Annotated in this window: 18 protein-coding genes and 1 pseudogene; 7 read left to right on the forward strand and 12 right to left on the reverse strand. The window is 45.5% G+C overall.

The window, feature by feature from the left end; translation table 11 throughout:
* The first annotated feature begins 25 nt into the window (after positions 1-25).
* A complete protein-coding gene (gene ylqF, locus QUB39_RS01170; RefSeq protein ID WP_333052815.1) occupies positions 26-880 on the forward strand; it encodes a ribosome biogenesis GTPase YlqF in 855 nt (284 codons plus the stop codon).
* A gap of 19 nt (positions 881-899) precedes the next feature.
* On the opposite strand, the gene QUB39_RS01175 is transcribed toward ylqF, so the two are convergent.
* Positions 900-1,715 carry an MOSC N-terminal beta barrel domain-containing protein gene (locus tag QUB39_RS01175; RefSeq protein WP_333052817.1) on the reverse strand — a complete coding sequence of 272 codons (816 nt, stop codon included), beginning with the start codon at positions 1,713-1,715 and terminating at the stop codon, positions 900-902.
* A gap of 232 nt (positions 1,716-1,947) precedes the next feature.
* On the opposite strand from QUB39_RS01175, the gene QUB39_RS01180 reads away from it, so the two are divergent.
* The gene (locus QUB39_RS01180; protein ID WP_333212395.1) at positions 1,948-2,673 is read left to right on the forward strand and encodes a carbonic anhydrase; all 726 of its coding nucleotides are present in this window, start codon (positions 1,948-1,950) and stop codon (positions 2,671-2,673) included.
* A gap of 345 nt (positions 2,674-3,018) precedes the next feature.
* Here QUB39_RS01180 and QUB39_RS01185 read toward each other — a convergent pair whose 3' ends face one another.
* Positions 3,019-4,206, reverse strand: a complete 1,188-nt coding sequence (locus QUB39_RS01185; protein ID WP_333052820.1) for a tetratricopeptide repeat protein — start codon at positions 4,204-4,206, stop codon at positions 3,019-3,021.
* Positions 4,207-4,506: 300 nt separating this feature from the next.
* Between QUB39_RS01185 and QUB39_RS01190 the strand changes: the two genes are divergently transcribed.
* A complete protein-coding gene (locus tag QUB39_RS01190) occupies positions 4,507-4,776 on the forward strand; it encodes a GlsB/YeaQ/YmgE family stress response membrane protein (protein WP_333052822.1) in 270 nt (89 codons plus the stop codon).
* 555 nt (positions 4,777-5,331) lie between these two features.
* Here QUB39_RS01190 and sppA read toward each other — a convergent pair.
* The 3 genes from sppA to QUB39_RS01205 all read right to left on the reverse strand — a co-directional run bounded on the left by sppA (position 5,332) and on the right by QUB39_RS01205 (position 9,279).
* The gene (gene sppA / locus QUB39_RS01195; protein ID WP_333211949.1) at positions 5,332-7,152 is read right to left on the reverse strand and encodes a signal peptide peptidase SppA; all 1,821 of its coding nucleotides are present in this window, start codon (positions 7,150-7,152) and stop codon (positions 5,332-5,334) included.
* Positions 7,153-7,400: 248 nt separating this feature from the next.
* The gene (gene fni / locus QUB39_RS01200) at positions 7,401-8,450 is read right to left on the reverse strand and encodes a type 2 isopentenyl-diphosphate Delta-isomerase (RefSeq protein WP_333052824.1); all 1,050 of its coding nucleotides are present in this window, start codon (positions 8,448-8,450) and stop codon (positions 7,401-7,403) included.
* 145 nt (positions 8,451-8,595) lie between these two features.
* Positions 8,596-9,279 (reverse strand): SDR family NAD(P)-dependent oxidoreductase, encoded by a 684-nt coding sequence (locus QUB39_RS01205; protein ID WP_333052826.1) that lies wholly within the window; start codon positions 9,277-9,279, stop codon positions 8,596-8,598.
* Between the two features lie 218 nt (positions 9,280-9,497).
* Here QUB39_RS01205 and QUB39_RS01210 point away from each other — a divergent pair, with 218 nt between their 5' ends.
* Both QUB39_RS01210 and fghA read left to right on the forward strand, forming a co-directional pair.
* Positions 9,498-10,607, forward strand: a complete 1,110-nt coding sequence (locus QUB39_RS01210) for an S-(hydroxymethyl)glutathione dehydrogenase/class III alcohol dehydrogenase (RefSeq protein WP_333052929.1) — start codon at positions 9,498-9,500, stop codon at positions 10,605-10,607.
* Between the two features lie 137 nt (positions 10,608-10,744).
* Positions 10,745-11,599, forward strand: a complete 855-nt coding sequence (gene fghA / locus QUB39_RS01215) for an S-formylglutathione hydrolase (RefSeq protein WP_333211947.1) — start codon at positions 10,745-10,747, stop codon at positions 11,597-11,599.
* Between the two features lie 22 nt (positions 11,600-11,621).
* Here the strand turns inward: fghA and QUB39_RS01220 are convergent, their stop codons facing one another.
* Positions 11,622-11,906 carry a tetratricopeptide repeat protein gene (locus QUB39_RS01220; RefSeq protein ID WP_333052830.1) on the reverse strand — a complete coding sequence of 95 codons (285 nt, stop codon included), beginning with the start codon at positions 11,904-11,906 and terminating at the stop codon, positions 11,622-11,624.
* Between the two features lie 164 nt (positions 11,907-12,070).
* Entirely contained in the window at positions 12,071-12,985 is a 915-nt protein-coding gene (locus QUB39_RS01225) for a branched-chain amino acid transaminase (RefSeq protein WP_333052831.1), read from the reverse strand.
* 286 nt (positions 12,986-13,271) lie between these two features.
* Here QUB39_RS01225 and QUB39_RS01230 point away from each other — a divergent pair, with 286 nt between their 5' ends.
* Entirely contained in the window at positions 13,272-13,640 is a 369-nt protein-coding gene (locus tag QUB39_RS01230; RefSeq protein ID WP_333052834.1) for a Lin0512 family protein, read from the forward strand.
* A 171-nt stretch (positions 13,641-13,811) separates the two neighbouring features.
* Here QUB39_RS01230 and QUB39_RS01235 read toward each other — a convergent pair.
* Positions 13,812-14,231, reverse strand: a pseudogene (locus QUB39_RS01235) (DUF4142 domain-containing protein); the annotation flags it as partial.
* A 374-nt stretch (positions 14,232-14,605) separates the two neighbouring features.
* The gene (locus tag QUB39_RS01240; RefSeq protein ID WP_333211945.1) at positions 14,606-15,238 is read right to left on the reverse strand and encodes a hypothetical protein; all 633 of its coding nucleotides are present in this window, start codon (positions 15,236-15,238) and stop codon (positions 14,606-14,608) included.
* Between the two features lie 248 nt (positions 15,239-15,486).
* Between QUB39_RS01240 and QUB39_RS01245 the strand changes: the two genes are divergently transcribed.
* Entirely contained in the window at positions 15,487-16,206 is a 720-nt protein-coding gene (locus QUB39_RS01245) for an SAM-dependent methyltransferase (protein WP_333211943.1), read from the forward strand.
* A gap of 177 nt (positions 16,207-16,383) precedes the next feature.
* Here the strand turns inward: QUB39_RS01245 and QUB39_RS01250 are convergent, their stop codons facing one another.
* The 3 genes from QUB39_RS01250 to QUB39_RS01260 all read right to left on the reverse strand — a co-directional run bounded on the left by QUB39_RS01250 (position 16,384) and on the right by QUB39_RS01260 (position 18,553).
* Complete coding sequence (locus QUB39_RS01250; protein WP_333052838.1) at positions 16,384-17,484, reverse strand: iron-containing redox enzyme family protein; 1,101 nt, start codon at positions 17,482-17,484, stop codon at positions 16,384-16,386.
* A 172-nt stretch (positions 17,485-17,656) separates the two neighbouring features.
* Positions 17,657-17,845, reverse strand: a complete 189-nt coding sequence (locus QUB39_RS01255) for a hypothetical protein (RefSeq protein ID WP_333052839.1) — start codon at positions 17,843-17,845, stop codon at positions 17,657-17,659.
* Positions 17,846-17,989: 144 nt separating this feature from the next.
* On the reverse strand, positions 17,990-18,553 hold the full coding sequence (locus QUB39_RS01260) for a hypothetical protein (protein ID WP_333211940.1): 564 nt from the start codon (positions 18,551-18,553) through the stop codon (positions 17,990-17,992).
* Between the last annotated feature and the right edge of the window lie 171 nt (positions 18,554-18,724).

The raw sequence follows: 18,724 nt of genomic DNA on the forward strand, positions 1-18,724 counted from the left end.
ACTAATGACTAATAACTAATAACTAATGAAAATTCACTGGTATCCCGGTCACATTGCCAAAGCTGAACGGGCATTAAAAGAACAGCTAAAGCGGGTAGATGTGGTGCTCGAAGTCCGAGATGCCCGCATTCCCTTGGCTACTTATCACCCCCAAATGCCGAGTTGGGTGGGCGGCAAGCCGCGAGTATTGGTCGTCAACCGCATGGATATGATTACGCCTCGCGCGCGCGAGGCGTGGGAAACATGGTTTGAGTCCCAGGGGGAAACTGCATATTTTACTAATGCCGAGCACGGTCACGGAGTACATGATGTGGCGGATGCGGTGCAGAATGCTGGGGTGCAGCTAAATCAAAGAAGGTTCGATCGAGGTATGCTGCCCCGTCCAGTCAGGGCAGTGGTAATGGGATTTCCCAATGTCGGAAAATCGGCTTTAATTAATCGGTTGTTAGGGAAGAGAGTGGTGGACAGTGCCCGCAGAGCTGGAGTAACTAAATCGCTGCGATGGATTCGCATTTCTGACGAAATTGAATTATTAGACGCCCCCGGAGTGATCCCAACCCGAATTAACAATCAAGAAAATGCCATAAAATTAGCTATTTGCGAAGATATTGGCGAAGCAGCTTACGACAATCAGGTAGTAGCAGCAGCGATGGTAGATTTACTCCAAGGGCTGCAGGCGGCTGATGACACGTTGATATCACTATCTGGTTTCAAATCCAGGTATAAATTAGATGCAGCCTCTAGTAATGGTGAAGATTATTTGCACGAGGTCGCAAAAGACAAGTATAAAGGAGATGTCGAACGAACGGCGAGACAGATGTTAAACGATTTTAGAACTGGTGTTTTGGGTCAACTTACTTTGGAGTTGCCGCCGGCTTGAGCAGATTCGTAACCTACAACTAATCAGAAATGGTATTAAATAGGGATTTGCTGACGGTGATAATTTGAACTTCGTCTCCTATATGTAATATTTTTTCTGCTGGTTGAGGTGCGAGCCGCGTGTTAACTATCAGCCGACTAAAGTGATTTAAATGCCCTTTTTTTACCAAGTCAGGCATAATTTCCTTCTGCTTGGCTGTTAGTATATTTTTAAAATTTAGATCGCTTGCTTGCGCCGCATAATTTTGCGTAGATAGGATACAGGGATGACCGGGATTAATAGCTTCAAATATTACAGTCCCTATTTTAAACCTCACAATTTCATCGGCTTGTGGTAAAAGTTGGTCTTCCCAAAAAGCCGGGACATCTCCTATTTCAATATTAGCTCGCAAGCGATGGCGCATCTCGTTAACGCAGACTCTCGGAAACCAAGATGCAACTTCGGCAATTGTTTCGGTACTGATAATGCTTGGCCCTGGTGCAGCGGTATTGTCGGGAAAACCTGTCAGCAAGTTTTCAATTAATTTGACAGGGAAACCGAAGTAGCTGGTCAACCAAGATTCTATTGCCAAGCGTTCTCTATCTACATGAAAAAATATTTCTTGTTCGGTGCCTTGAATTTTCAGGCCGGCAATTCTCTTTTTGATGTCAAATGATAAGCGTAGAAAACGGACTCCGCTGTTGTGCTTAGTGTTAACCAATTCTCCTGCTGCATCGCAGATTGCAAAAGAGCGATCGCCTTCTAGAGCTCCGCTGGCTAGAATAGTTGCTTGACTGACTGCTATGCCGTCAAGGGACTTTACCGGATAGATATGAATGCTGGCGACGTAGGACATTTCGATCCATTGATAAATAATTGTCGTTTTAGATACATTCTAGCATCCCTGTCCGCAGAAGGATGACTGCCGTTGACTTTACTAAATAAAATATGAATGAAATAAAAATGGGCTACTTTTTTGAAGTTTATATTGTGCCGGAGCAGCTTGTAAAGAAAAATCAAAGAAGTCTGGCTGAGCTTGTGGTATATCTTAGGGTATAAATAGAAAAAATTGAACCGAGTTACAAACAATGAATGAAAGCGAAAGTAGAAGCATGATTTCGCGACGGAATTTAATGCTGAGGGCTGGTGCAGGGATGCTGGCGGCCAGCTTGGCACCTGCGTTTTTACAAGCCGAAGCAGCAAAGGCAGAGGCAATCTCTGACCTTACTCCTACTGACATTACTCCTAACAGTGCTCTTAAGAAATTGATGGAGGGTAATGAACGCTACATTGAGCAAAAACGGACATTTCCCGACCAAGCTCGATCGCGAGTTGTAGAAGTAGCACAGGGTCAACATCCGTTTGCAACCATCCTGGCTTGTTCTGATTCGCGCGTTGCTCCCGAAATTATTTTTGACCAAGGATTAGGCGACTTATTTGATATTCGAGTTGCTGGAAATTTTCTCGACGATGTGGTTCTCGGGAATATAGAATATGCCACCTTAGAATTAGGCGTGCCACTATTAGTAATTCTGGGTCACGAACGCTGCGGTGCTGTCAAAGCAGCTTTAGATGGTAAAGCTGTGCCTGGTCACATTAGCACTTTGGTGGCGGCGATTAAACCTGCAGTTGATTCGACCAAAGGTCAAACAGGCGATGCCTGGGATAACGCAGTCAGAGCTAATGTGAAAATGAATGTAAATAAGTTACAATCCTCGTCGCCTATTTTAGCGGAAGCAGTCAAAGCGGGCAAGCTTAAAGTTGTTGGGGGCCGCTACGATTTGGATAGCGGCAAAGTAGAGATAATTTCTTGATTTTGCTGGTAATTGTTACAGTTTGTAGGGGTAATGCCCCCGTGCTTACCCCGTCCGGTTCTAGGGGCAACCGGGCGTGGGATTGCCCCTACAAATTATTTGGTAAGGAATGAGAATTAAATAACTTCCACTCTTGAAAGTGGGATGGGCTCTTATAGCCCGTCATGAGTGGACGGGCGGGACGCCCATCCCACAATAACAATTGAAATTATAAGTTATTTAATTCGCGATCCTAACAAGTTTAGATCGAACCGATTTCTTGCAGTAATGCCCCCGTGCTTACCCCGTCCGGTTCTAGGGGCAACCGGGCGTGGGATTGCCCCTACAAATTATTTGGTAACAAGTTTAAAGTAAACCCATTTCTTGTAGTCCCCGGCGCAGGCGTTCTGCTTCAAAGGGGCGGCGCTGCTCGTGAAGGGCGATCGCTCTTTTGAATTCTGCTAAACTTTCTGGCATTTTGCCAATTTTCAGCAAGGCTACTGCCAAGTTTTGATGAGCTTCGGCGTGTTCGGGATCGATTTTTATCGCTTGTCGGTAATAGGCGATCGCATCTGCTAAATTTCCGGCTGCCTTCAGCGTCAATCCTAAATTGTAGTGACCTACTCCAAAATTAGGGTCAATTTTTAAAGCTGCTTTGTAAGCTTTTTCAGCAGATTTCAAATCTCCTTCATCTTTGAGCAAATTGCCCAAATTATTGTAAGCACCCAACTTGAGCGCGGGGAACACATCTGTATTAATTGCCGCTTGATAGTGTTCTTTTGCTTTAACAAATTGCTGCTGCTGGCGATATGCAATTCCCAAATGATAGTTGAGTTCGTAAAGAATAGAATCATTAATTGCCTCCGCAGTCAAGCCTTTAGTTAATAAATTAATTCCCCGCCCGATTTGCCCGCTTTCTACATAAAGCGCACCTAATTTGCTACAAGCATAAGCATCGTTTGGATAATAAGCGATATAGCGTTCCATTGCTGCTTGAGCTTTTTGGAATTTACTTTTGGCGGCGATCGCATCTTTTTGATAACCAGAGTGCCAAATCGCCACATCGGGGAGAGAAGCTATTTTCCAATTTGGTTCCCTGTGCAAAATCTCAGCCACGCTGTCGTCTACCATTGCGTGGTAAGGGCGAGAAAAGCGGATATCGAGGCGATTACGGAACAAGCGCGACACTAGGGAATAGGGAGATTGAGAGGCACCGATTTCTTGGCGGATGAGATTGATTAGCAGCAGCCGATCGCTCGCAATTGCCGGCTTTATTTGAGGTAGAATCTCCGGTACCAAAACCTCATCGGCATCTAATACCAAAATCCAGTCGCCCTGGGCGTGCTTGAGACACTCATTGCGCGCCGCTGCGAAGTCGTCGCACCATTCAAAGTCATAAACCCTCGCGCCATATCCTCGCGCAATTTCACGGGTGCGATCGCCCGATCCCGTATCCACCACCACCATTTCGTCAACAACACCCTTAACGCTGTCCAAAGTCCGCGACAGTGTTGCCTCTTCATTCTTCACAATCATGCACAGAGTCAGATCCATCGGGCGCAAACTTTCCTCATTTCACAGAAATATTGTAATTTTTTTAACCACCAAAACACAAAAAGTCCCAGAAAAGATTCTCCTATTTCCCTTTTGCTTTGAGCATAAGTACCTTTCTTCCCTCGAAAAAGTGGGTTAAGTCTTTTGAGATATTAAACAGCCTCAAACTCCGACGATTCATGAGAAATCCTACCACTTTCGGTTCATCCCTGCGGTAGAGGTAAGGGCGGGATAGGGGTTGTTATTCTTAGAACATAAGACAAGGCACAAGAAAAGTTTAAGTATTCAGGAGAAAGAGAAATGGGAATTATTGCTTGGATCGTTTTAGGATTGATTGCCGGTGCGCTAGCCAAAGCCATTTATCCGGGAACTCAAGGCGGTGGCTTTCTGGCAACAACAGGTTTAGGAATTTTGGGCGCCCTAGTGGGAGGTTATCTAGGTCAAGTCTTACTGGGGACGAGCGGGGGAGCATCCTTCGGAGCATTGACTCTACCCAGCATAGCTTTTGCAGTCGTAGGTGCGCTAGTTCTACTTTTCATCTGGGGATTGTTAACTCAGCGTGCTGCATAACAAATATTGCCAATTCCCAGTCGATCGACTTTTAGGGTATTCATAAACCCGGTTTCTTCGAGAAACCGGGTTTTTCAGTTGTTTCTAGATGCGTCAATCGATTGCGCGATTTTAGATTTTAGATTTTAGATTTTAGAGGCGACCCCACGGATAAATGCGGGGGCAATAAGTGATTTTCGATTTTCGATTTTGGATTGATTCCACGGATAAATCACGTGGCGGGTACCATCAAGAAATTCGCTTGTCAGCCTACTTTTACCAAATCCGGGTCAATCGATTGCGCGATTTTAGATTTTAGATTTTAGATTTTAGAGGCGACCCCACGGATAAATGCGGGGGCAATAAGTGATTTTCGATTTTCGATTTTGGATTGATTCCACGGATAAATCACGTGGCGGGTACCATCAAGAAATTCGCTTGTCAGCCTACTTTTACCAAATCCGGGTTAAAAACCCCGATCGGACTCAGCGCTTGCAACGGTTCAAGAGCAAAACTTTCGTCCGCACAGAGGGGGAGTGAAGAATAAAGGGGTAAAAATCCCGGATTTGGCATTAATTAATCAATCCGCAAATTGAAAGGCAAGCGAACGTAAATCCCCTGCGGGTCGTTCATCGACTTGATCGCAGCCAATTCCTCTTGCATTTTCTTAAATTCGGCAGTTAGCGGGTCGAGTTTGGCGGCTGGTTTCAAAACGTGAACGCCTGAAAGTCTTTCCAAAATTCGCTCCTCCAAAGTGCGGCGTTTTGGATATTCTTCCACCTTCCAATCGTCGCCTAGTTTAGCTTGCTTAGCAGCCTCTCTGACAGCATCTTCAAGACCGCCAATTTCATCCACTAAACCCAACTGTTTCGCGGCCGTACCAGACCACACCCTGCCTTGAGCAATTTCTTGTACCTGGTTTTTCGGCAGTTTGCGGGCGGTGGCGACTTTAGTAATAAATCGATCGTAAATGCTATCGACTCTCCTCTGAATATTCGCCAATTCTTGAGGATTTTTCGGGCGGGAAACCGTGTTAGTATCCGCAAAGCGGCCGGTTTTCACCACGTCCCAAGTTAGGCCGTTGTTAGCAGCCAACTTTTCGGCGTTGAAAAGCATTCCAAAAACGCCAATGGAACCGGTAATCGTATTGGGTTCGGCAAAAATGCGGTTGGAACCCATCGAAATCCAATAGCCGCCGGATGCTGCTAAATTGCCCATTGAAACAATAACTGGTTTCTTTTTCCCCGTCAGCATTACTTCGCGTGCAATTACTTCGGCCCCCGTCGCACTGCCTCCGGGACTGTTGACGCGCAAAACTACGGCTTTTACGTCGTCATCTTCTCGGATTTTCCGCATTGCTTGAGCGATGCGATCGCCTCCTACTTGAGTCGGGCCCCCTTCCCCGTCTACAATCTCTCCTTCAGCGTAAAGTATAGCAACTTGGTTTTTCTTGTCAGCGCGAGTTGAGTTTTTATTTTCAGCAATTCTCGCGTAGTTTTTCAAACTAATTTGCTTGAAAGATTTGTTTTCGCGATCGGTTCCTGTGAGTTTTTTGAGTTCGGTCGATATTTCGTCAAAGTATACAACTTTATCAACTAACTTACTTTTGAGAGCTTCGTCAGCCATCAAAATTCCGCGATTATCTGCAAGCGCTTGCAGTTGCGGAACAGTCACTTTGCGACTCGGGGCGACAGTTTTCAGGTATTCTCCCCACATATCTCCGAGCAACTTTTGAGTTTGCTGGCGATTTTCGGGGCTCATTTTTGTGAGCAAAAACGGCTCAACGGCTGACTTGTATTTGCCGACGCGAGTCACTTGCACTCCCACGCCGTATTTTTCCAAAGCACCAGTGAGAAACATTGCCTGACTGCTAAAACCGTTGATTTCCAAAGCGCCGTAAGGATTTACGGCAATTGTATTAGCAACGGAACCGAGGTAATAATCTCGCTCATTCCAGTCCATCTGGTAAGCAAAAATGGGTTTTTTGGCATCTCGGAAACGCTGCAAGGCCGATCGAACTTCTTTGAGATTGGCAAACCCGCTGCTGCTCGAATTTGAGCTGCCTTCAAGATAAAGGCCAACGATTTTCGGGTCTTTTTTCGCATATTCGATCGTGTCTAAAACAGTCCGCAGCGTCACTGTATCGCCGGAATCTTCCGAAAGCACTTCTTCAATCGCCGCGCTAGTGCTGCGGCTCGGTTTGCTGTCGGTAATATTTAAAGAAAGGTCTAATACCAATACAGACTTATCTTTAACTTGCGGGCCTGAATCTTTAGACGACGATGCCGCCAGAGCAATTAGTAGTACCAGTCCCCCCAATCCGATGCTGCCCAGCAGCAACAATCCTAGGAAGGTTCCCAGTAAACTTGCACAGGTATATTTTAGGAAATCTTTCATTAGATAATTGGTAATTAGTTATTAGTCAATAGTCAATAGTCATTAGTTAGAGTATATCCGGTGAGAGTGGAATGATACCGAGACGAGCGTCCCGCTCGCACTGCAATCGGAATGATATTTTTCCGATGCCAGCGGAAACGATATTATGGGTAATTCCTGCAACTAGGATTTAGCAATTATCCTCTGTCGTAGTTATTAGCTAATGACTTTTGACTGCTGACTAATGACTTTTGACTGCTGACTCACTTTTATCTTAACCTTTCCAAAACCCCAGAATGTTTTAGCTCATCCAAATTACCGCAGCCCGTACAGAACATCACGGTGGCGATTTCTGCAATTAAAACCTCAGCTAGAAGGGCTGCGGCGGATTCCGATTCCGCAGCAGCTTGTAGAAACGGCCGCGCCAGTCCCGCAATATCCGCGCCAAGGGCGAGAGCCTTCGCTGCATCCAACCCATTCTGCAAGCCTCCAGAGGCAATCAGAGGAACATCCGGCGCTACGGCGCGGGTGCTGACAATGCACTCGGCTGTCGGTATTCCCCAGTCGGCAAAGGTTGCGCCCAACCTGCGCTGCTTGCCATCTTTAGCTCGCTCTCCTTCTATTTTCGCCCAAGAAGTGCCTCCGGCCCCGGCAATGTCGATCGCACCTACCCCGGCGGCGAGCAATTTCTTTGCCATTTTTCCTGAAATACCGTTGCCGACTTCTTTAGCAATAACTGGTACTGGTAATTTATCGCACAATTTGGCAATTTTATCTAGCAGTCCTTTAAAGTTAGTATCGCCTTCGGTTTGGACGCACTCTTGCAGCGGATTGAGGTGCAAAATTAGGGCATCTGCTTCGAGAATATCAATGATTTTTTGGCACTGTTCCAAACCGTAATTGTAGTTTAATTGAACGGCTCCGATATTTGCAAATAACAGAATATCTGGAGCGCGGCGGCGGACGGCAAATGTAGGAGCGAGTTGAGGATTTTCTACAACAATTCGCTGGGAACCGACTCCCATTGCTAGTTTGTATTCTTGCGCGACATCGGCGAGGCGATAATTGATTGTCTGGGCTAATTCTGTGCCGCCGGTCATTGAGGAAATTAGCAGGGGAACGGCTAGTTTTTTGTTGAGAAATGTGGAGGTTAAATCTATTTCAGTGCGATCGAGTTCTGGCAAACAGCAGTGTTCAAAACGGTAGCGTTCGAGGCCACTGGTAGTTTCGCGAAATTGTACGTCTTCTTCGAGGCAAATCCGCAGGTGGTCTGCTTTGCGGGTTTCGGTTTGCGAGGGGGAGGTTAGCGGCAAGTTCACTGTGGCTATTTGGGGAAAGAGTTGTGATTTGGGAATATAGCAATTTTATTTCATTTTTGATTTTTTTTTATGAACCGCAGAGAGCGCAGAGGGCACAGAGGAGAAGAAAGGAGAGAGGTTCGCAAATCCTGTAAGGGTTGTTGTATTATCCAGGAACAGTCAGCGGCATTCCGTTATCTGAAGCTTTCAACTTGAGTAAAAAAGGAACTGCTTTTTGCACCCATGCTTTGACTGATGGGTAATTTGCCGCATCTTCTCCGAAACAAATGTCTAGCATATCGGTGTGAATTATCCCCGGATTCAAAGGAAATGCTGCCATACCTGCGGGCAATTCTTGAGCGAGCGATCGCGTAAGTCCTTCTATTGCCCACTTGGAAGCGCAATAGGGAGCGACTTCCGGCGAAGTTGACCTTCCCCAACCAGAACTAAAGTTGACAATTATGCCACTTTTTCGAGCAATCATTGCCGGGACAAAGTGACGAATTACATTAGCTGTACCTTTAATGTTAACATCAATTACCTGAGAAAATTCTTCGTTGCTGATATTCCAAAGAGGCGCGAGATGATTAGCTACGCCTGCATTATTAATTAACAAATCTGGGGGAGCATTTTTTGCCAGCATTTCTGTGGCCCAAGCTTTTACTCGATCGTCGTTGGTGACATCCAAACAAGTAAAATGGTGGGGCGCACTATATTTTTGTCGGAGTTTTTCCACCGCTTCGGAAGAACGGGCGCATCCCACAACTGTATGTCCCAATTCAATAAACTTTTCGGTCATGGCAAGACCTAGACCGCGACTGACTCCGGTAATTACAATTAATTTTGTCATAGATTTGCTCCAAGTTTGACATTAAGTAATACAATACATCTTGACCAAGAATTTCTTCATGTGGTACCCGCCACGTGATTTATCTCGCGCAAGTCAATCCAAAATCTAAAATCCTTGCGTCCCCCGAATTAATCTCGCGCAAGTCAATCCAAAATCTAAAATCTAAAATCTAAAATCGAATGACTGGTGAATTGACAAATCGATCGCAGGGAGAAAGCATGAAAGTAAAAGCAGCAGTTGCTCGCAGTGCCGGCAAACCTTTGAGCATTGAAACGGTTGATCTAGATGGGCCGAGGGCTGGAGAGGTGCTGGTGGAAATTAAAGCCACGGGTGTTTGTCACACTGACGCTTACACTCTTTCCGGTGCCGATCCAGAAGGCTTGTTTCCGGCTATTTTAGGCCACGAGGGAGCCGGGATTGTCGCAGAAGTTGGGCCGGGAGTCACGAGTGTCAAAGTGGGCGATCGGGTAATTCCTCTCTACATTCCCGAATGTCGCAACTGCGAATATTGTTTGAGCCGCAAAACTAACCTCTGTCAAGCAATTCGCCTGACTCAAGGCCAGGGAGTGATGCCCGACGGCACGAGCCGATTTTCCATAGATGGGCAGAAACTATACCATTACATGGGAACTTCTACCTTTGCTAATTATACAGTATTGCCAGAAATTGCGGTAGCCAAAATTCGCGAAGATGCTCCTTTTGATAAAGTTTGTTTAATCGGCTGCGGCGTAACAACTGGCATCGGCGCTGTCATCAATACTGCGAAAGTAGAGCCGGGATCTAATGTGGTAGTTTTCGGTTTGGGCGGCGTGGGTTTGAATGTAATTCAAGCAGCTCGCATGGTGGGAGCTAACATGATTGTCGGCGTAGACTTGAACCCCGACAAGCGAGAGATGGCGGAAAAATTCGGCATGACTCACTTTGTCAATCCCCGCGAAGTCGAAGGCGATTTAGTGCCTTATTTAGTAGATTTAACCAAAGGCGGCGCTGATTACAGTTTTGAATGTATCGGCAACATTAATGTGATGCGCCAAGCTTTAGAATGCTGCCACAAAGGTTGGGGCGTGAGCGTAATTGTCGGGGTAGCGGGAGCCGGTCAAGAAATTAGCACCCGCCCGTTTCAGCTAGTAACTGGTAGGGTTTGGAAAGGGACGGCTTTTGGTGGCGCAAAAGGCCGAACTGATGTGCCTAAGATTGTGGATTGGTACATGGACGGTAAAATTGATATTGACAGTCTGGTAACTCAGGTAATGCCGATCGACAAAATCAATGAAGCCTTTGATTTAATGCACAAAGGCGAAGTAATTCGCACAGTTTTGACATTTTGAAGGAAAAAGGAAGAAGGAAGAAGGAAGAAGGTACTCTTCCGCGCACCCAACATAACTTCTCTCTTCTCTCTTCCTCTGCGCCCTCTGCGCCCTCTGCGGTTAAAAAAAATCTAATTCAAAAATGAAATAGAATTAACATGATATCAGACTCCCTAAAACTGCACAAAGAACAGAAAAGTTTCCGTGGCAAACTCGGCTTTTACAGCCATCAATCCTCAACCTGCAACAGCGAGATGAAATTCGCAGTTTATCAGCCGCCGCAAGCTTTATCTCAACCCGTACCCGTCCTGTATTTTCTATCAGGTTTAACCTGCACAGAAGAGAACTTTATGGCAAAAGCGGGGGCGCAACAATTTGCGGCCAAATACGGGTTAATGCTGGTTGCGCCCGACACAAGCCCGCGCAATACAGGCATCCCTGGGGAAGATGACGATTGGGATTTAGGAAGTGGTGCAGGTTTTTATGTTGATGCGAAAGCCGCACCTTGGAATGCTCACTATCGAATGTACAGTTATGTGGTTGATGAATTGCCGAATTTAATCGCCGACAATTTTCCGGCGATACCGGAAAAACAAGGAATTTTCGGTCATTCGATGGGCGGACACGGGGCTTTAATTTGTGCGTTGAAAAATGGATCTCGCTATCTTTCAGTTTCCGCTTTTGCGCCGATTTCCGCGCCAATGCGCTGCCCTTGGGGACAAAAAGCTTTTGCAAACTACCTCGGCAGCGACAAAGAGATTTGGAGGGCTTGGGATGCTAGCGAATTGGTGCTTGAGGCGCAATACAACCGTCCGATTCTGATTGACTGCGGCACGGCTGATTCGTTTCTTGCTGATGGGCAGTTGTTGCCGGAAGTGTTCGCGGAAGCTTGTGCAAAAGCGGGACAGCCCCTGAATTTAAGGATGCAGGAAGGTTACGATCACAGCTATTATTTTATAGCTAGTTTTATCGAGGATCATATTCAATTTCACGCGGCTGCTTTGTGTGAGTGAACTTTAGTTTGTAGTAAGGACTTTAGTCCTTAAACCTAATTTCATTGTGCAGCGCACTCCAGGGGACTAAAAGCATATCAGCTATTTGCGATTGTCCTCTAGACCTGTAGATATCCATAGCTTTCTCAAAATCTTCAATTCCCCCCTGTAAATCTCCTGTTCCACTTCGAGCTGTAGCACGAATCATGTAAGCTTCTACAAAGTCAGGATTGAGATTTATTGCTTGAGTAAAAGCTGCAACTGCTTCCTCGTACAGCCCCCTGCGACCGAGGTCGAATCCTTGTTCGTAAAATTCTCGAGCTTCCATAGCATTTCTTAATTATCGATGTAGTTAATTCTGGAGCGTCGATATAGAAGTTTTTAAGCCGATGAAATAGAGCAGACGGGTGTAAGGACACGGCAGTCCCGTTGATGGTTTGTAGTGAGGAATTTAGTCCTTAAAAGAAGGACTGAACTCCTCACTACAAACGGTTAATTAAGATCAATCGGAAATACCCAGTCTTTATAATTGCTGTCGCGATTTTCGATAATCCCGGTTAGTTTGTCCAAAATCTTTTCGGTGATGGGTCGGTTTTTGGGCAAGTGATAGTTTTCTACTCGCTTAATTGGCGTAATTTTGGCTGCGGTTCCGCAGAGGAAAATTTCGTCTGCAATCAACAGTTCTGATCTATCAACGGGTCTTTCTATGACTTCAATTCCTAAGTCTCTGGCGATTGTGATTACGCTGTCTCTGGTAATTCCTTCGAGAATATCTTGCTCGAAACCGGGAGTAACTAATTTACCGTTTCTGGCGACAAATATGTTCATCCCTGAAGCTTCGCTGACTTTTCCCTGAGTGTTCATCATAATTGCTTCGTCGAAGCCGGATTCTACTGCTTCGGTTTTGGCTAAAGCTGAGGTGATGTAGGCGCCGCTAATTTTACCTCTTAAGGGCAAACTGCGGTCTTCTTGGCGGTACCAAGAGCTAATTCTACAGTTGACTCCTTCTTTGGGCAAATAGTCGGAAAGTTCTAATCCGTAGACAAAAAAGTCGGTTTCTACGTTGTGCAGTCGGGGGGCAATTCCTAAACTGGATGTGTAGATAAAAGGGCGGATATAAAATGATTTTGTTGGTTGGTTTTTCTGGACAAAATCAATAATTATTTGTTGGATTTTGCTGGCTGGTAAATCGCAGTTGAGGAAGCGGGCACTTTGACTTAATCTTTGACAGTGGCGGTCTAATCTAAATAGCAATATTCGATCGGCATTTTGGGGGTCTGGAATTCCCCGCAACCCGCCTAAAACTCCGGTTCCGTAGTGCAGTGCGTGGGTGGCTATGGAAATTTTGGCGTCGGTAAATGGGAGAAATTGGTTTTGAAAGTAGGCAATTGGTAGAAAACTATCCATGATTCAAGCTGGCGATGAGTTTGGCAGTCCGCGAGGAAAGCTGAATTTGGTTATATTACCATAAGTTATACCACTTTAGATTTTAGATTTTAGATTTTAGATTTACAAGGACTGATTTGATATCAGTTTGGCTCTGGTCAAAAGTTACCTTTTTTTGATTAAATGAGATGATTATTGTGTTATTCGAGGAATCGATAAAATAATATAAAGTGCGGTCATTTTGGTTGATAATTGTTTTGGGAAAAACTGCGATCAACTAAAAATAAAAATCAACCAAGGGGCAACTATGGCACGTAAATGTTTCATCATTGAGATGGGGATGGGTATAGACCAGCACGGGCAGGAACCGACTGTAGCCTGTGCAAGGGCTGTACGAAATGCGATCGCCCACAATGCTCTCCTAGGCGTCTGGGAAGTGGCTGGTTTGAGCGACCCGAATCAGATGATTGTTGAGGTAAAGGTGGCTGTTCCTTACCCGGAACAAGTGCGCGCCGAGGAGGTGTTGGCGGTGCTGCCTTTTGGCAGCAAAACTCTGATTGTGGAGCAAGGAGGCATGATTGTGCCAGGAAGGGCGATCGCCTCTCTGAATGATAAAAATGATGAAATGCTAATCGCTGTGGCGGCTGTGACTGTTTTTGTCGAAACTGAGGACTAATTAATTTGGTGTTCTTTGAATAAATCGCCAGATCGCACTTGCTTGTTTCCGCGATCGGGCGATCGAACGCCTGTGTGTAAAAAAATGATTAATTTAGGCTAAGTCTCGAATTAGGAAAAGTAGAGTGCGATCGGCTTTTAGGCGATCGGACTCTACCTCCTCTACCTGATATTACGGCTGACTGGTATCTGCCAACATTTGGTTAACCATTTGCAAGTGCGCCTGAAGGTTCGGCAACTTTTGGGTTGCCCAAGCCTTCAATTCGGGATCTTGTCCCTGTTGAGATTGAGCTTGAAACAAAGCAATAGCCTGATTGTGGCTGTCGATCATAGCCTGCTTATAAGCCCTGTCAAAACTTGTACCAGAGAGTCCCGAAAGTCGCTCCATCAAAGCTTTGTTCTGGGTACTCATTTCGGTTGGCAGTTTTACCTCTTTTTGCATTGCTAACTGCATCAATTCTTCATTAGCCTGGGTGTGTTCCTCAACCATTTCTTGCCCGTATTGTTTCACACTAGCACTAGAACCGCGCTCCACGGCTAACTTGCCGAGCTGCACTTCCATCATACCAATTTGACCTGCTTGCATGGCAAAGTTTTTGTCTTGGCTGCTGAGAGAATTAGGCGAAGTTTCGCTATAGCAATCCTAAATGAATTGTGTAATTTTTGTAGGGCAAACCCCCCGTGGTTGCCCCGATCCGTGGGGGGTAGGCACTCTTAGCACTACCCCTACATATTTGTACAACTGATGCGAGGATTGCTATATCGTGTCCGCTAACATAACCCCTATTAGCTGTGTAGTGAGGGCTTCATTCCTCAACTTTTGATGATAAGGAAGAATCCTCACTACCAACCAATTGCAGTGACGTTATTCTAGCGGGCATGATCTCATCAGTCATTAGCAATGTACTCATCACTTGTGATTAATGCTTTACGTTGATAGCTGTTGGAATCGCGGTGGTACACAAGTTAATCGAGCCTGTTAATCGGCTGGCGCATATCCCATTGCAATTCGGCTAAAACCAGCAAGCTAAATACCATTACGGTTCCCGTAAATAGGAAAGACCAACCGCCCGTGTAAGGCAAAATCAAAATTCCCACCAGGTGAAGTAAACTTGCGGCTAAAAGCGCGCGCGATCGCACTGCAAATCCAGTCCCCAAATACCCTATTCCGCTCATTCCCAACCACAGGGGACAGAGATTCGCCAATACTTTTCCCCAACTGAGAAAAATTGCTAAATCGGTCAGCAGCAATCCTAATAACATTAGTATTACCCAACCGTAAAGCACCCAAAGCAGGCGTTCTATTTTGACCCAAGAGTATGTCATGCTTACCATTGCGGCTGTACCTACGAGGCTGAGCGCTGACCACAAACCGGCTTGCAGCATCCAACTCACAGAAAAAAATTGTGCTGTGCCGAAGATGGGTATTAACAGCAAGCTCCACAGCAAGCAAGTTCGATCGAGACAACTATAAAATTGTGAATAAAATCGATCTTTGCTAAGGGGAAACTGAACCTGCCAAAGCCCTTCTAACTCCGGCACCTCGATGTTAAGCTGTTTCCAGCGCAGAGGCGGAACTGAATTATTAAAAAAGGTCATATCTGATACTATTAAAATTTACAATTATTTGCTTAGGTACTATCTCAGCAGCAATCGCTCTAATTGCAATCTGTCAATCGGATTAATCTAGTTAATTGGAGAATCTGCCTGCAGTAATAGTTATTCGATCGCACCAGGTAAAACAGGAAGAGATAGATTGCACAAGTTGATTAAATAGCTCTTGCGACAGATGGCTGGAATATTACTGATTCGATAATTTTAAAATAGTTAACTTTGTTACAGAATTTATGCTCACTTCATCGCATCCTCTCAAACAGGTATTCCACTGCCCGGAAGAATCGGATTTTTACGCGCACTGCTTGGAAAGTTTAGTGTTAAATGCTAGTGACAATTATCGATTTATCGTAGAGTTTGGTTCAGGAGAGGGAAGTCCGGTTATTAAGTCTTTGCTGAGAAGTGATTTTGATGGGACGATACAGGGATTTGAGCTAAATAATGTAGCTTGGAAAATTGCTCAGTCTCAAATTAAGGAATATGAACTGAGCGAACAATACAAGGTCAACAATTGCTCTTTTTTTGATTCGCCTTTATACGAGTCGGCGGATTGTGTAATCTCAAATCCCCCTTACTTGCCGGCGGTGGATGATAAAATCTACCAGCCGTTGTTGCACGGCGGGAGTGATGGTTGTACAATTGCTAAGAAACTTTTATCTTTGGGCAGCGATGAAGTTTTGCTGATGGTTTCTAGCTATTCTAATCCTGTGGGTTTGATCGATTATGCCTTGGATCGAGGCTACTCGGTTGCGAATTTTGAAATTGCACCTTTAACTTTTGGCTATTATAGTTCGGAACCCAAGGTGAAAAGCGCGATCGCCACTCTCAGAGAACAGGGAATGGCTTTTTATTCGGAAAATATCTATCTGCTGGCTGGAGTTTTGTTTAAGAAGCACCAAAAGTCGCCCAGAGATTTGTCGATCGAGCTAATTCAGTTAATGACAGCATTTTAAAATACAGGCCTGGTAGGTGCAAGATGCCTGTTCCACCATGGTCAGCAACAGGCAAGATGTCTGTTCCACAAAGAGTGTATTTCTTGTGGAACAGGCATCTTGCCTGTTCCTAAAAGGCTTATTGAGAACGGTGAAATATCTAGGGTGCATCCGTCTTTGATGCACCCTAGATAGCTGTTAATTGCGTTCTGCAGCTTGGATCGATCGCACCACAGCAGCAGCAGCCCGATCGCCGATCGACTTCTCCTGATCGTACCCCAACACCAGTTCCCAAGCCTCCTGCGGGTATCTATCAACCAGCGGGATCGCCACTTCATCCAACATCCACCGGCCATGACGTTCATCTTCTTTGATGTGGAGTTCCCAATAACCCATCGCAGCGTGCGAGAGGCCCAAACGCTGGGCGGCGGCTAGATAATTGCGGTAAGCCACAGGCCCCGCCACCTCAAAATATGTGAGTCCGCCGTTATAGCGCAGAAAATGGCGCTTGCGTTCCGTCAGCAGGAAGTTGTGATTAATACTTGCGAGCACTTCCCAAGGCACTAAATCGAAGTACGCTTCCGGTTCCGTACTCATATCGAATTCTGCCAGCATTTGAGCAAAAAAGGTCGAGTGCTTGCGCGGGAGGCGACCGCCGCCGTATTCTTCGATCAGCACTCGCGTAAGGGTGCACTGAATTTCGTTGCCGGCACCGCCGATGATGCGAGAAACACGGCTGGCTTCCACTAAACCGTCGAAGGAGGCGATCGCCAGTAGGTGTTTGTATCCCTCTTCAGTCATCTGTTCCCGCTGGTAGCGATCGAGCTCAGTTAGCGGAGGATCGACATCGGCGGCCGCGCGATCGCGCAGGGCTTGCTTGACATCCGGCAATTTTTGCAGCGCTGCAACGTCGATTTGTGCGATTTCCCACTGCTGCCAAGGTTCCTCAATGCGATCGCGCACGGAACGCAAATAGTGCGATCGCTCGTTATTGTAGCGGCGCAAATCGTCGTACCAAAACAAGTTGAGGCGGTTGATGCGGTAAAGTATGCGCTGCAAGAAGCGGTGAGCGGCCTCATCGCCCGGTTCCTGTTGGTAAGCTGCTTGAATTGCATAGGCGATCGCGCTTTCAAAATCGCTGACAAGTAACGGTTTTGTCGCCACCGTCTTGTCTAAATCCTCGACTTCTAGCAAATTGACAAATTGGCGATCGGCTGCTTCGTAATTTGGAAGTGCGGGCTGCTTTTTGGGAAGACTCGGCGAGTCGGAAGAAGGAAGTATCTCTAGGGTGTTTTGCATGGAATAAAGTTATGCTAACTCTAATTATTGTGGTGCCTGCCCAAACAGCCAACCGTTGCTGATTGCTGAGGATTATGGCTACTTTTCTTGAAGATAGCTAATCTGTCAGCACGATACACCTTTCTATTGATAGAGATTTGACAAAAATCTAATTGGTCACAACTGCCCCGATTCATTCCGAAAGCAGGGTGACTGACGGAGACTTTATCAAACTCCCCAAAGTAATTGGAGCTAATATCTGAGCATCTTTTGGAGCCGGCACTGCTTGCCGCCACGCTTTGATACCTCCTGAAAGGACAACAACATTCAGGCTAATATCCTTAATCTTATTTGATAATTTCAGGTAACATGAGATTCTCATTAATGTCGATATTTATACTATATCCGGGTTTACAACCCCCGTTCTTGTCATTGTTCACTGCGTGAAGCAATCGCAAACATTCTGCTTCTAGACAGAATGTTTTACATGAGCGGTTTTCAGACGAGTAAGCGTATTAATTTTTTGTCAGTAGGAGAGCGCCAAATAAAACCATCGATTTTTTAATTTTTTGAGGTTCACGAAAGGATGTTTTTGTTTACGTATAAAAAAGGAAATTTTCCGTTCATCGCTGTCTGAGCGATAGATGAAATAGCGAGTTCCGTCTCCGAATCCCATAGTGCTATGAATAAAGATAACTTCCAGCACTCCGCCCTTTGCGATCGCCCTGACTTCTCCTCCCCGCGACAGCCCTTTAAATTTTTCAGGTAAACTAATTTTTATTCCCCGATTATAATCGTCTGTTGAACTTTGTTTCTCTCCTTTTAATTGCCCTGAATGAATTAGAGCGACGATTTCTTCTCGGTGTTTGACATAAGCATTAAAGTTATTCACTGGATTCTCGTGGTATAAAGCCTGGTTGAATCCAATCATCAGAAGCAATAAACTAGAAAAAAGGATCGATGTCTGACATAAAGCTAGTCTGCTGTAATTTCGCCACAGGTTTTTAATATCTCGTACCAACTTCCTAGTAGCGATCGCTGCTATGAAAGTAGCAGGTAAAATTAAAAATCCCAAATCCAGGAACGTCATTGGCAAATTAATTTTTGGCAAAACTGGAAAATAAGAAATTGTAAAAAATATAGTGAACCCAGAAATAAGTAGGCTTACTATCACAGAGGAAATATTGGGTGTGTTGGCTTTGCGAGCTTTTCTGTCAGCGGTGAATTCAAGACGGTGTAAGTTTCTCATAGTCTCATCTTT

It is taken from the genome of Microcoleus sp. AT8-B5 (assembly GCF_036705565.1).
Lineage (GTDB): Bacteria > Cyanobacteriota > Cyanobacteriia > Cyanobacteriales > Microcoleaceae > Microcoleus.